The sequence below is a fragment of the Candidatus Afararchaeum irisae genome (assembly GCA_034190545.1).
Classification (GTDB): Archaea; Halobacteriota; Halobacteria; order Halobacteriales; family Afararchaeaceae; genus Afararchaeum; species Afararchaeum irisae.
This window is the reverse complement of the sequence record JAXIOF010000014.1, coordinates 1-13,317: the sequence shown is the minus strand read 5'-3', so window position 1 is coordinate 13,317 and position 13,317 is coordinate 1. Positions and strand designations below refer to the sequence as shown.

Genomic DNA, 13,317 nt, shown 5'->3' with positions numbered 1-13,317 from the left:
ACTCTGAGGAACCAAGATGGAGTTCGAAGTAAAGGAGGTCGACCTAGGGACGCGGTCACCCACGGTGATACTCAACGAGATAGACGCCGAGGAGCTCGGGGTTCACGCGATGGACCGTCTCCAGATACGTCAGCACGAGGGCGGTCACCAGACTACGGGTATAGTCGAGGTCACGAGCCGTCTCGTTGACGAAGGGACTCTGGGAGTAAGTAGACGTCTGAGCTACCTATCGGGGAACGAGACAGTCGAGGTCACACTCTCACCGAAGCCGAGCTCTGTCAAGTACATAAAGAAGAAGCTCGAAGACATAGAGCTTGACAGAGCCGAGATAACCTCGGTGATACGTGACATAGACGAGAACCGGCTCAACGACGTCGAGCTCGGAGCGTATGTCTGTGGAGCCTACACCAACGGGATGTCGATAGAGGAGACTATACATCTCACCGAGGCTATGACCGAGGTCGGTGAGAAGATAGACTGGGACGATGACGTCATCGCCGACAAGCACTCGATAGGAGGTGTCTCGGGAAACCGCGTGACTCCGATAATCGTCCCCGTAGTCGCCGCCGCAGGCGTCAAGATCCCGAAGAACTCGTCACGTGCGATTACGTCTCCGGCTGGGACGGCGGACACCGTCGAGGTTCTGTGTGAGGTCGACTTCGGTCTCGAAGAGATAAAGGAGATAGTCGAGGAGACCAACGGCTGTATGGTCTGGGGTGGCTCGGTCAACCTCTCACCCGTTGACGACAAGATCATACGTGTCGAGAATCCTCTCTCGATAGACCCCCCGGGACAGGTCATAGCCTCGGTTCTCTCGAAGAAGGAAAGCTCGGGGTCGAACCACGTCGTCATAGACATACCCTACGGCGAGGGGGCAAAGGTCGAGAGCCTCGAAGACGCACGTGAGCTCGCCGACGACTTCAAGAGGGTCGGAAGGCATCTCAACATAAAGCTCGACTGTACGATTACGGGAGGCTCACAGCCGATAGGACGCGGAATAGGACCCGTGTTAGAAGCCCGCGACCTACTCCGGGTTCTCGAAGGAGGAGGACCCGAGGATCTCAGGATAAAGAGTCTACGTATCGCAGACATACTCTTCGAGATTTCGGGGACAGACGCCGACGCGCACGAGATACTCGACTCGGGGAAGGCACTCGGTAAGTTCCGCGAGATAATCGAGGCTCAGAACGGCGACCCCGACGTTACAACAGACGAACTAAAGCCGGCGAGCCAGAGACACGCAGTTAGGGCAGACAGATCAGGGATAGTCAAACACATCGACAACAGCCTCATAAGCCAGATAGGCAGACGTGCGGGCGCACCGAAGGACAAGAGAGCGGGTGTCTACCTCAACAAGAAGGTCGGAGCAAGAGTCGAGAAGGGCGATAGGCTATTTACTATATACGCCGAGAAGAACGAGAAGCTCGAACACGCTAAGTACCTCGAAGAGACCTCAGAGGTCTTCCGTATACGGAACAAGGAAGAGGCTCTCGTCGAGAGGGTCTAAGAAGACGCCGACGACGGTTCGACGACGTACTTCTTGCTTATAGCGGGATCGAGGAGACGGCTCACTGGGGCACGTTCGTCGTAGAGTACAGGAGTCTCTGAGGTGTTGGCGTCGACGTCGTGGATGTACCCCCTTATCTCTTCACTCAGGTTTACTCCGACGTCTCTTTTTCGGCTCAGACTACGTAGCTCCGACTCCGAGAGACGGTCGGATCTCTTCGTAGCTACTATCTCGATATTCTGAACCCTGTCAGTCTCCGAGGTTCTGAATGCGTAGGTCTGAGGGAAGACAGTGTCGAATGTCCTGTACTCCGACCTGTAGAACCTCGACGCCTCTCCTTCGGGGGCGGCTATCACGTTAGCGAGCATCACGCCATCTTGGGTGAGCCTCGACCTGACGAGTGAGGCGAACTCACGTGTCGTCATCTGGAACGGAACCCTGTCCTTCCTGTAGGCGTCAACGACTATCAGGTCGTATGTCTTCTGGGTCTCCGATAGGTACTCGCGTCCGGGCTGGTTATAGATATTTAGACGGTCGGAATCGTTCACGCCGAAGTATGTCTTCGCCGTCCGTATCACAGCGGGATCTATCTCAACGACGTCGACCTGTATGTCGTCATAGGTCGAGACGAACGCCTTCGGACCCGTGAATCCACCTCCACCTATGAAGAGTACACGCTTGGTGTTGTTCTGGATAAGAAGAGGCAGATGGAAGTACTTGGTGTAGCTCCAGACGTGGTGTCGGCGGCTGTCGTCGAGGTAGGTAGCGCTCTGGGACAGTACCTGCGATGAGGACGACAGCCTCTATTCTCTCGATCTTTCTCCGTGATCCCGAGTTCACCATGTCTTTCCGGTATCTTCGTCCTCGGAGCGTATAACCGTGGGGATTAGAATAGAATAGAACAGAACACAACAGAGCCGACGACAGGACACGGGACAATCTATTTATACACGAGACTCGGTATGTAGTCGAGTATGAGGCGCAAACTCCAGCCGTTCAAGAGGCTCGAAGAGATCGCTGACAGGCTCGACGAGGTCACGCGCGAGGTTGAGAGAGAGATGGAGAGAGGAGAGATTCCGAGTCCTGAGAATCTGGTGAGCCGTGTCTCGGTCGACGTAGCCGACCTCGGGGACGAGGTACTCGTGAGAGCCGACCTCCCGGGGTTCGAGAAGGACGAGATCTCGGTACAGGCGAACGAGGAGACAGTGACACTCTCGGCTGACTCGACAGAGGAGTCGGAGATAGACGAGGAGGACTACCACAGAAAGGAGAGGAGACACGAGAGCCTGAGTAGAACCCTACGTCTTCCCGCGGCGGTCGAAGCCGAAGACGCAGAGGCGACCTACGACAACGGCGTACTCGAACTCCGTCTGCCTAAGAAAGAGGTAGAGACGGGCGAGAGTATAGAGATAGAGTAGGTCAGGAGCCGAAACACGGAAAGGCGGTCGGAGAGTATCTTATCTATGGCGACTCCGTTCGAAGACATTCCGTATGTCCCCGACAAGGACGAACTCCTCGACAAGTCCTTCTCTAAGGCGAAGAGGGCGGCGGGATCAAGCTCGGGTATAGACGCACAGAGGAGTATGTTGATGACGTCTTCTAACATACTCCACGACAACCTAGAGTACATAGTCACGAGCTTTCCGTCGTTCGACAGGGTAGACGACTTCTACCGCGAGATAGCCGACGCCGCACTGGGTCTCGACGAGATAAAGCAGTCGCTCGGCGCGGTCGACTGGGCGTCGACGAAGGTGAAGGAGATTGCGAACGAGACACAGAGAGAGATGTCGGGCGGCGACTACGAGGACGCGATAGAGGCGAGGAAACGTGCCTTCGCACGTATGGACTCGGTACTCTCGAATATATCCGACGACCTCGACCGTCTCGGGGAGGCGAGGTCGGTTCTGACACACGTGCCCGAGGTGGAAGACCATCCAACTGTCGTCTTAGCGGGCTATCCCAACGTCGGCAAGTCGACATTCCTCGAAAGTGTCACGAACGCGAAGCCGAAGATAGCCGAGTACCCCTTCACGACGAAGGGCGTCGGCATAGGACATTTCGAGCGCGACTACATACGGTACCAGATAGTCGACACTCCGGGGCTCCTCGACCGTCCGATAGACGACAGGAACTCGATGGAGAGACAGGCGGTCACAGCCCTCGAAAAGCTCGCCGACGTCGTAGTCTTCGTCCTCGACCCGAGCGAGTACTGTGGATACGAGTTAGGGGCACAGGTCGATCTCCTCGACGAGATACGTAGTGGCTTCGACGTTCCCGTCGTCACCGTAGCTAACAAGACTGACCTATATGACGTCGACTCGGTCGAAGTCGAAGTCGAAGTCGGCGTCGACGTCGACGTGTGGATGAGCGTAGAGGAAGGCGAGGGGGTCGATGAGGCTCTCGAAGCCGGTCTCGACGAGATCTCTTCTCAAAAACTAAAACCGTGAGTCTATTAGGCGGGCATACTCTACTTCCCACGACTAAGTATGCCCACGCGAACTGACCTCGATAAGGTCCTTCTGATCGGCTCAGGACCCATTGTGATTGGACAGGCGGCAGAGTTCGACTACTCGGGATCACAGGCATGTCGCGCGATACAGGAGGAGGGGATCGAAGTCGTCCTCGTCAACTCGAATCCCGCGACGATAATGACTGACCCAGACATAGCCGACGAGGTCTACCTCGAACCTCTCGAACCCGAGTACGTCGCTGAGATAATAGAGAAGGAAGATCCCGACGGTCTGATAGCCGGACTCGGAGGTCAGACCGGACTCAACGTCGCCGCACAGCTCGCCGAGATGGACGTCTTGGAGGAGAACGACGTCGAGCTCCTCGGTACTGACCTCGAAACCATACATCTCGCCGAGGACAGACAGAAGTTCTACGACTTCATACACGACATAGGCGAGAAGACGCCGCGTTCTATGACCGTGACGAGCCTCGACGAGGTCGACGACGTCATAGACGAGTTCGGTCTTCCGGTTATCGTCCGTACGACCTACACTCTCGGAGGAAGCGGAAGCGGAGTCGTCGATACGCGCGAGGAGCTAGAGGAGAAGGTCAGACGTGGTCTCAAGCTCTCGATGAACAACGAGGTCACTATCGACGAGTCAGTCGAGGGCTGGAAGGAGTTCGAGTACGAGGTCATACGTGACTCGACTGACACGTGTATAACCATCTGTAACATGGAGAACATCGACCCGATGGGTATACACACCGGTGAGTCGACCGTCGTCACTCCGTCACAGACGATAAGCGACGACGCACACCAGAGGATGCGCTCGACCGCTATAAAGGTCATACGCGAACTCGGAATCGTGGGCGGATGTAACATACAGTTCGCGTGGAGCGACGAGAAGGACGACTACACCATAGTCGAGGTCAACCCGCGTGTCTCAAGGTCGTCGGCTCTCGCGTCGAAGGCGACGGGATACCCCATAGCACGTGTGACTGCGAAGATATCGGTCGGTAAGAACCTCGACGAGATAGAGAACGACGTCACTAAGGAGACTCCTGCCGCCTTCGAGCCGACTATAGACTACGTCGTCACTAAGATACCCCGCTGGCCCTTCGACAAGTTCCCCGAGGTCGACCGCACTATAGGAAGCGCGATGAAGTCGACCGGAGAGGTGATGTCGATAGGACGCACATTCGAGGAGTCGTACAAGAAGGCTCTGCGTTCGCTCGACATAGTAGAGCCCGAGTTCGAGTCGGAGGAGGAGGTACGGAGATACCTCGAAACACCCACAGACATACGTAACTTCGCCGTCTTAGAGGCATTCAGGCACGACATAGACGTCGAGGAGGTCGCCGAACTCACCGGATTCGACGAGTGGTACGTCGCACGCGCGAAGAAGATAGTCGAGAAGGAGAGGGAGATAGCCGACGAGGGCGAAGACCTCACCGAGGAGACCGTAGAGGAGGCGAAGCAGATGGGATTCACCGACGACGAGATCGCCGAGAACGCCGGGGACGGTCTGACGAGGGAGGACGTCGACGAACTCAAGGGAGACGCGACCTACAAGATGGTCGACACGTGCGCCGCCGAGTTCGAGGCTGAGACGCCCTACTACTACTCGTCGTGGGAGTCGAAGAACGAGATCAAGGAGACAGAGGGCGACAAGGCTCTCATAGTCGGAGCGGGTCCGATACGTATAGGACAGGGGGTCGAGTTCGACTACTGTACCGTCCACGCGATACAGGCACTCCGTGAGAGGGACATAGAGGCTCAGATAGTCAACAACAACCCCGAGACGGTATCGACAGACTACGACACCTCCGACAAGCTATTCTTCGATCCCCTCACACTCGAAGACGTCGCCAACATAGTCGAGACAGAGGGGATCGACTCGGTGATGACACAGTTCGGAGGACAGACGAGTGTCAACCTCGCCGTGCCTCTGTCGGAGGAGATAGAACGCAAGGGTCTCGACTCGGAGGTCGTCGGAACTTCACCCGACTCGATGGATCTCGCCGAGGATCGTGACCGTTTCAACTCGCTGATGGACGAGATAGGTGTTCCCCAGCCCGAGGGCGGAACGGGATACTCCGAGGAGGAGGCTCTCGAAATAGCCGACGAGATCGGCTACCCCGTCCTCGTGCGTCCGTCGTACGTCCTAGGAGGACGTGCGATGGAGATAGTCTGGGACGAACTCGAACTCAGAGAGTACATGGAGGAAGCCGTCCGTGTCTCTCCCGACCATCCCATACTCATAGACGACTTCCTCGCCGACTCCGTGGAGCTCGATGTCGACGCCGTGAGTGACGGAGAGGACGTCCTGATAGGTGCGATAATGGAGCACATAGAGGAGGCAGGAGTCCACTCGGGAGACTCGGCGTGTGTCATACCGCCACAGAACATAGGCGAGGACGTCCTCGACAAGGCGCGCGACTACGTCCGCAGGATAGCACGCGCTCTCGACGTCGAGGGTCTTCTCAACGTCCAGATGGCTGTACAGGACGACGAGGTCTACGTCTTAGAAGCCAACCCGAGGTCGTCACGTACTATCCCCTTCGTGAGCAAGTCGGTCGGAGTCCCGATCGCGAAGATCGCCGCCGAGGTCATGATGGGAGCCTCGATAGACGACTTCGACTACGAGGACGAGCCCTACGGCGAACACGTCACTGTCAAGGAGGTCGACCTGCCGTTCGACCGCCTTCCGGGAGTCTCGCCGACACTCTCACCCGAGATGAAGTCAACGGGAGAGGTCATGGGGGTCGACTACGACTTCGGACGTGCATTCTACAAGGCTGAGCTCGCCGCGGGCAACGCACTCCCCGACACCGGGAAGATATTCATAAGCGTGAGGGACAAGGACAAGGACGAGATAGTCCCCGTGGCGAGAAAGCTCGACGACCTCGGCTTCGACTTAGTGGCTACCGAGGGAACACAGGCACATCTCAAGCAGAACGGAATAGAGGCTGAGTTCATAGAGAAGGTACACGAGGCGTCTCCCAACGTCGTCGACCTCATGAAACGTGACGAGATCGATCTCATAATAAACACACCCGACGAGAAGACGGCGAGGGACGACGGAGCCGACATACGACGCGCCGCAGTCGACAGGGATGTCACCTACATCACGACAGTCAGAGCCGCCGACGCCGCCGCCGACGCCATAGAGGCAGCGAGGGACGAGGAGATGTCGGTCAAGTCGATAGAGGACTACATAAACGAGTCGGAGGACGAGTAGACGGCTAACTACCTTTCTGTTTCTGTTTCTGTTTCAGCCTCGTATTTCCGAATTTCGTGCCCAACTGTTTTGGCTGTGTCTTGATATATATCTGTGGCGTATATAAGCCGATGACAGCAACAGGTTCGAGACAGAGTTCCGAGCCGAGAAGGGATTCGAGGGGGGAGACGAGGTGATGCGGGGGTCTGGGTCTGTTCTTCCGAGTAGGCTACGGGAGAGCTACACCGCGAAGCTGACTGCGGTTCTCTTCACAGCCGTAGTGACCACGGTAGTCTTCGGCGTAGTCCTCCTCAGACAGGTTGAGGCGGGTGTCTCAGACACTACTTCGGGTGTCGTGGGTCTGATACTCCTCAACGTCGTAAACCTGGGTCTCATAGGATCGACCATAGGAAGTAACACGGCTATATCACTCGAAGTTCTCCAGAGGAAGTCATCGAGAATGGGTCAGGGAGACCTCGACGTCGACCTCGAAACCGACAGACAGGACGAGATGGGAGATCTGTATGACTCGTTCTCCGAGATGAGGGACTCGCTGAGACAGAAGATAGACGAGGCGGAGCGCGAAAGGGAGAGGGCGGAGAAACAGAAGAGGATAGCCGAGGAGAGACAGGAGGAAGCCGAGGAGCTCAACAGACGTCTCGCGGAACAGGCTGAGGGGTACAAGGACGTCATGAGGGACGCCGTAGACGGAGACCTCACGAGACGTGTCGACGCCGAGACACGTAACGACGCGATGAGGGAGATAGGAGAGGCTTTCAACAGCATGATGGACGGCTTAGAGGAGACTGTGGCTAACGTAAAGGGATTCTCGGACGAGGTCACCGAGTCGACACGTGAGGTCGAGAGAGGCGCGAACGAGATACGTGAGTCGAGTGAACAGATAAACAGTTACATACGTGAGATATCACGCGACACCGACGAACAGGACGACAAGCTACAGAACATATCGACCGAGATGAGCGACCTGTCGGCGACTATAGAGGAGGTCGCGTCGTCGGCTGACGAGCTAGCGGGGACTTCACAGAGAATGGCTGATCTGGGTCAGGAGGGAAGGGACGCAGCCGAGATAGCCATAGACGAGATCAACCAGGTCGAGTCGGAGACAGAGAAGACGGTCGAGGAGATAGTCAAGCTCGACGAACAGATGAAGGAGATAGAGGAGATAGTCGATGTCATCACCGACATAGCCGAGGAGACCAACCTACTCGCTCTCAACGCGAGCATAGAGGCGGCGAGGGCGGGAGAGGAGGGGGACGGCTTCGCTGTCGTCGCCGACCAGATAAAGGAGCTCGCCGAGGAGACTAAGAAGTCGGCGTCCGAGATAGAGGAGGTCATATCCGACGTACAGGATCAGACCGAGAGCACAGTGGACGACATACACGAGACGAGCGACAGGATAACCAAGGGTGTCGAGACAGTCGAGGACACAGTCGAGTCGCTCGAAGAGATAGTCGGATACGTCGAGGAGACCAACTCGGGAGTCCAGGAGATACGTGACGTGACCGAGAGCCAGGCTAACTCGACACAGGAGGTCGTGTCGGTCACCGACGAGGTCTCCGAGCTCAGCAGGAACACAGCCGACGAGGCGAAGAACGTCACCGACGAAGCCGAGAGTCAGACCGAGACAGTCAAGTCAGTCTCGGAGAGAGCCGAGAGACTCGCCGAGGGAGCCGACGATCTCAACGAACTACTTGAGGGCTTCAGTGTGACTACCAGAGACGGTGAGAGACGACTATCCGAGACCGGTCCGGAGTTAGCACAAGCAGACGGAAAGGGAGGTGAGAGGTAGATGGTGGAGATAACCGACACGACGACCTGGTTCTGGATAGGCGCGGTAGGTATGTTCGCGGGAATGGTAGTCTTCGTAGCCTCAGGTGTCAGGAGCGACGACGAGACGAGGAAGTACTACAGTGTCATAGCCGCGGTCGCCTTCATAGCGTCCGCCGCCTACGCCGCGATGGCTCTCGGGATAGGCTCGCTCGAATCCGACGGAGTGACTGTCTACCTCCCGAGATACGCCGACTGGCTGATAACGACGCCCCTACTCATACTCGACCTGGGTCTCCTCGCGGGCGTCAAGAGGAAGACGTACGCGGCTCTGATAGGCTCAGACGTCGCGATGATAGGATCGGGAGTCGCGGCGTCGCTCTCGACCTCCTGGGTCAAGTACGTCTACTTCAGCGCGGGATCGGTGGCTTACGTGGTTCTCCTCTACCTACTCATGAGAACCCTCTCGGACGCCGCGAGGGGCAGGGGGGTCGCGTCTCTGTTCCAGAAGCTAAGGAACCTGACAGTAGTCCTGTGGTCGGTCTATCCCGTTGTCTGGCTGGTCGGACCCTACGGAACGGGTCTCTTAGAGCCCGCCACTGAGATTATCATAATACTCTACCTCGATCTCATAACTAAGGTCGGATTCGGTTTCATACTCGTCAACAGCCACGACGTCGTGTCGTCGATACGTACCCCCTCGGCGGCGGACACAGCCGAGACGTGATCAGTCTCAGTTCCCTTCTACCTCGAAGAGAACACCGAAGACGTGGTCGTTGGAACACGAGAGACGTCTTAGTTTTCTACTTCCATCTCTATTTGCGGCGTCGTCTTCTGTCTCGTCGTCAGACTCGAATACCCCTTTTACCGTCGCGTCTCTGGGGAGTCCCATCCTGACCTCGACGCCACATACGGGACACCGTATATCCCTGACAGGCATCGCTAGGAGAAGATGGATGACACGGTCTTAAGAGTAGTGTTGTACACCCCAACAGTTAGGGCTCGTTTTAATACTGTGACGGAGCCTATTCTAAGTATGACGGGTTTTGGTCTCCGACGGCTAAGGAGACGCCGAACATCGAGTTCATACCTCACGTTGTCGAGGCTCGGCTTACTGTGGCTCACAGTCGGCTTCGGCGTCATGGGTCTCGCGGGCTTAGACGTCTCACTGCGTCTCCAGTCAGCCGTCTATCTGATAGGTATGGTTGGGATGAACCTCCCCCAGGGTGGCTACGAGAACTTACATAACCTCGACGGACGTGACACGAGGTTCCAGATGGGATACATAGCCTCCTACGTGCTCACCATAACGGCTTTCACAGCCGTCTTCTTCTTCGACCCCGTCGTGGGACTGGGTCTCGGCGTCTGTGTCGCGATGGCTAAGGGAGGTTTCGGAGACCTGAGCGTCGTAGAGACTCTCTACGGCGACCACATACAGACAGAGATCCAGCGGTGGCTAGCTGCGACGGTCAGAGGTGGTGTAGTGATGGTAGTTCCGATGGCTTTCCATCCCGACGCATTCTACGGTCTGAGCGCCGTGATGGTGAATATATTCGAGCCCGGTGGTCTCACGAGACTCGGGTACGGAAGCTTCGAGACCGCGAGCCGTTTGCTGGGTGTCGTCTTCGGAGCCATAACGGCTGTGTACCTGATACTGGGATACATGGGATCGGAGAGTGGCTCTTTCAGATCTGACGCGGGCGAGATCCTCCTTCTCGTCGCCTACTTCGCAGTGACTCCCGTCGTGGTAGCCGTTGGTCTCTACTTCCCCCTGTGGTACTCGGCGAGACAGGTCGCCCGTATGAGGGCGGTCGACGACTCCGAGACGGAACGGGACGGCTTTGACGCACCGGCTGTAGTAGTCTCACTCGTCGTGGCGACTGTGGTGTTAGCGGGTCTCCTCTGGTCAGTCTCGTCACAGCCCCTCGGCGGTGCGAGAATCCTACCGGGACTCGTGGCTTTCTGGACGGTATTCGTGAGCATAATAGCAGTTCCCCACGTAGTCATTGGAGGTCTTATCGACAGATCGAGGGGGATATGGTACGTCCCATGACCAAAAACGACAGTCACACGGAGAGAAATCGAGAAATAACCACGAAAGAAACAAGACTAGACAGGTCAAGATAAGATGACGGATCAAGGAAGGATACTCTACGCAGGCGGTGAGATAGACGGTGTCAGTCCCGACTCGGTAGACGAGAGTCTCGACCGGCTCCAGGTCGTACACGAATCCGACTTCGTCACGGCTCTCGAATCCGCGAGGGAGGACTCTGTCAGGGGTGTCGTGGCGGCTGAGACCGACGACGGCTTCAGGGGGATCGATCTCCTCGAATCCGTACGACGTGAAGGCTTGGGGATTCCCGTAGGCTTAGTAGTCCGGGACGACGAGGTGGGAGAGGTAGCACGCCGCGCCGTCGAAGCCGACGCGACGGCTTTGGTGCCAGCAGGCGATGACGACGCTCTCGAAGCCTTAGCTGACGCGATCGAGAGGAACGTGAGTACACGGGGACGGGAAAGCGACAGACGTATGCCAATATCCGACCTGCCGTTCGAGGACGAGAGACGTCTCAAGGAACGTGTCCTCGACGAGGCTCCTATAGGAATCACCGTCTCGAACGCCGACGACCCCGACAACCCCATAATCTACCTCAACGAGTCCTTCGAGAGACTAACAGGGTACTCGGCTGAGGAGGCGGTGGGTGCCAACCACAGGTTTCTACAGGGAAGCGAGACAGACACCGAGAAGGTCGAGGAACTCGGCAGGGGTGTCTCCGAGGGACGCGACACACGGGTTACACTGCGTAACTACACCCGGGACGGTGACCTCTTCTGGAACCAGGTCGACGTGAGTCCGATATTCGACTCGGATGGGGAGCTGTCCTACTACGTCGGTTTCCAGATGGACGTCACCGAGCGTGAGAGGTTCAGACAAGAGCTCGAAGAGGAACGTGAGGCTTTCGACCGTCTCATAGACCGGATGAACAGCCTCATAAACGACATCACGAGATGTCTCGTACGTGCCGAGAGCCGCGGGGAGGTCGAGGAGTCGGTAGTCGGGAGACTCAGCGAGGAGTACGACGAGGCTTGGATCGGAAGGTACAGCCCCGCGGACGACGGGGTGACAGTCGAGGAGACCTCGGTCGCGGTCGGTGAGGTCGGAGCGATCGAAGCCGACAAGGACTGTCAGGGGCTCATCGGTGTCGAGGAGGGAGACCCCGAAGCCGCCCTCATGGCTGACGTAGTCGGAGAACACGAGACACGTGTGGTCGAGGGCGACAAAGCCGACAGTCTCCGTCGTCGTATACTGGGGGGGGTCGAATGAGGGTGAGGGTGAGATTGAGAGTGAAAGTGACAGACAAGGACAGGATAGCTCTGAGAAGTCGTCTTTCTGTATCACTGTCCCGGTGACCTACCAGTCGACGACATACGGTGTCGTAGGGGTCTGGGGGGACGGTGACCTCGACAGCCGTGAGGCTATGCTTCTTTCGTCGGTTGGGAGGAGCGTCGGCGCTTCGATAAACGACGTCTTGACTAAGAGAACTATGTCGACTGACTCGGTCGTGCGAGTCGGTCTCCGGATAGAGGGCAGCGGCTCTCCTCTCGTAGACGTCGCCGACAGGATAGACACGAGTCTCAAACACGAGGCAGCCGTGACACAGAGTGGAAGCCTTGCTATACTTGTGAGCACGTCAGCCGACCCGGAGGAGACCGCCGAAGCCGCGAGGTCGTCTGAGAGAGTCATAGACGCCGAAGTCCTCGTCTCGGACGACGAAGGTAGTGTCGTACAGATACGTTTCGACAGACTCGGTCTCGTGGGCGAGGTCTCCGAACACGGTGGACGTCTGAGGTCGATGAAGCTTTCACCCGACGGAGTCGAGGTGGAGTTGGACGTCGGAAACGAGAGAGAAGCACGCCGTCTCCTCGACAGCCTGAGACAGACCTACTCAGGGTCGGAGTCGGAGTCAGAGTCGGAGTCAGAGTCGGAGACAGACGTCAGTCTCGTGACCTACAGAACCGTCGAGGAAGCCTCACAGACCGCACAGGGATTCAGGGGCGAGGTCAGAGACCGTCTGACACAGCGTCAGATCACGGCTCTCCAGAAGGCATACACGGGCGGATTCTTCGACTGGCCCAGACGTGTCGAGGGGGAGACGCTCGCCGAGTCGATGGGTATAGTTCCGTCGACCTACCACCAGCATCTACGTACTGCGGAGAGAAAGCTCATAGATGCATTTCTAAACGGCTGACATGTCGGGGTCAGATCGGTGTAGTCTCGGTCTCGGTCTCTGTGTCGAAGTCGGAGTCGGAGTCGGAGTCGGAGTCGGAGTCGGAGTGACGGGAAAAGACCTG

Annotated in this window: 11 protein-coding genes; 9 read left to right on the top strand and 2 right to left on the bottom strand. The window is 57.2% G+C overall.

Going from position 1 to position 13,317, the window contains the following annotated elements:
* The first annotated feature begins 16 nt into the window (after positions 1-16).
* The gene (locus tag SV253_01460; protein MDY6774752.1) at positions 17-1,507 is read left to right on the top strand and encodes an AMP phosphorylase; all 1,491 of its coding nucleotides are present in this window, start codon (positions 17-19) and stop codon (positions 1,505-1,507) included.
* Here SV253_01460 and SV253_01455 read toward each other — a convergent pair.
* Entirely contained in the window at positions 1,504-2,214 is a 711-nt protein-coding gene (locus SV253_01455; GenBank protein ID MDY6774751.1) for a fused MFS/spermidine synthase, read from the bottom strand. The genes SV253_01460 and SV253_01455 overlap by 4 nt on opposite strands.
* A 267-nt stretch (positions 2,215-2,481) precedes the next feature.
* On the opposite strand from SV253_01455, the gene SV253_01450 reads away from it, so the two are divergent.
* The 5 genes from SV253_01450 to SV253_01430 all read left to right on the top strand — a co-directional run bounded on the left by SV253_01450 (position 2,482) and on the right by SV253_01430 (position 9,694).
* The gene (locus SV253_01450) at positions 2,482-2,925 is read left to right on the top strand and encodes an Hsp20/alpha crystallin family protein (protein MDY6774750.1); all 444 of its coding nucleotides are present in this window, start codon (positions 2,482-2,484) and stop codon (positions 2,923-2,925) included.
* A gap of 45 nt (positions 2,926-2,970) precedes the next feature.
* Complete coding sequence (locus SV253_01445) at positions 2,971-3,954, top strand: GTPase (GenBank protein MDY6774749.1); 984 nt, start codon at positions 2,971-2,973, stop codon at positions 3,952-3,954.
* 39 nt (positions 3,955-3,993) lie between these two features.
* Positions 3,994-7,200, top strand: a complete 3,207-nt coding sequence (carB, locus tag SV253_01440) for a carbamoyl-phosphate synthase large subunit (GenBank protein ID MDY6774748.1) — start codon at positions 3,994-3,996, stop codon at positions 7,198-7,200.
* Between the two features lie 175 nt (positions 7,201-7,375).
* Complete coding sequence (locus SV253_01435) at positions 7,376-8,989, top strand: methyl-accepting chemotaxis protein (protein MDY6774747.1); 1,614 nt, start codon at positions 7,376-7,378, stop codon at positions 8,987-8,989.
* Entirely contained in the window at positions 8,990-9,694 is a 705-nt protein-coding gene (locus tag SV253_01430; protein MDY6774746.1) for a bacteriorhodopsin, read from the top strand.
* 6 nt (positions 9,695-9,700) lie between these two features.
* Here the strand turns inward: SV253_01430 and SV253_01425 are convergent, their stop codons facing one another.
* Positions 9,701-9,907 carry a transcriptional regulator gene (locus SV253_01425; GenBank protein MDY6774745.1) on the bottom strand — a complete coding sequence of 69 codons (207 nt, stop codon included), beginning with the start codon at positions 9,905-9,907 and terminating at the stop codon, positions 9,701-9,703.
* 96 nt (positions 9,908-10,003) lie between these two features.
* On the opposite strand from SV253_01425, the gene SV253_01420 reads away from it, so the two are divergent.
* The 3 genes from SV253_01420 (at position 10,004) to SV253_01410 (ending at position 13,214) form a co-directional block, all read left to right on the top strand.
* Positions 10,004-11,020, top strand: coding sequence for a Brp/Blh family beta-carotene 15,15'-dioxygenase (locus SV253_01420; GenBank protein MDY6774744.1), 1,017 nt, complete (start codon positions 10,004-10,006; stop codon positions 11,018-11,020).
* 75 nt (positions 11,021-11,095) lie between these two features.
* Positions 11,096-12,289 (top strand): PAS domain S-box protein, encoded by a 1,194-nt coding sequence (locus SV253_01415; protein MDY6774743.1) that lies wholly within the window; start codon positions 11,096-11,098, stop codon positions 12,287-12,289.
* 82 nt (positions 12,290-12,371) lie between these two features.
* A complete protein-coding gene (locus SV253_01410) occupies positions 12,372-13,214 on the top strand; it encodes a bacterio-opsin activator domain-containing protein (protein ID MDY6774742.1) in 843 nt (280 codons plus the stop codon).
* Positions 13,215-13,317: the final 103 nt, after the last annotated feature.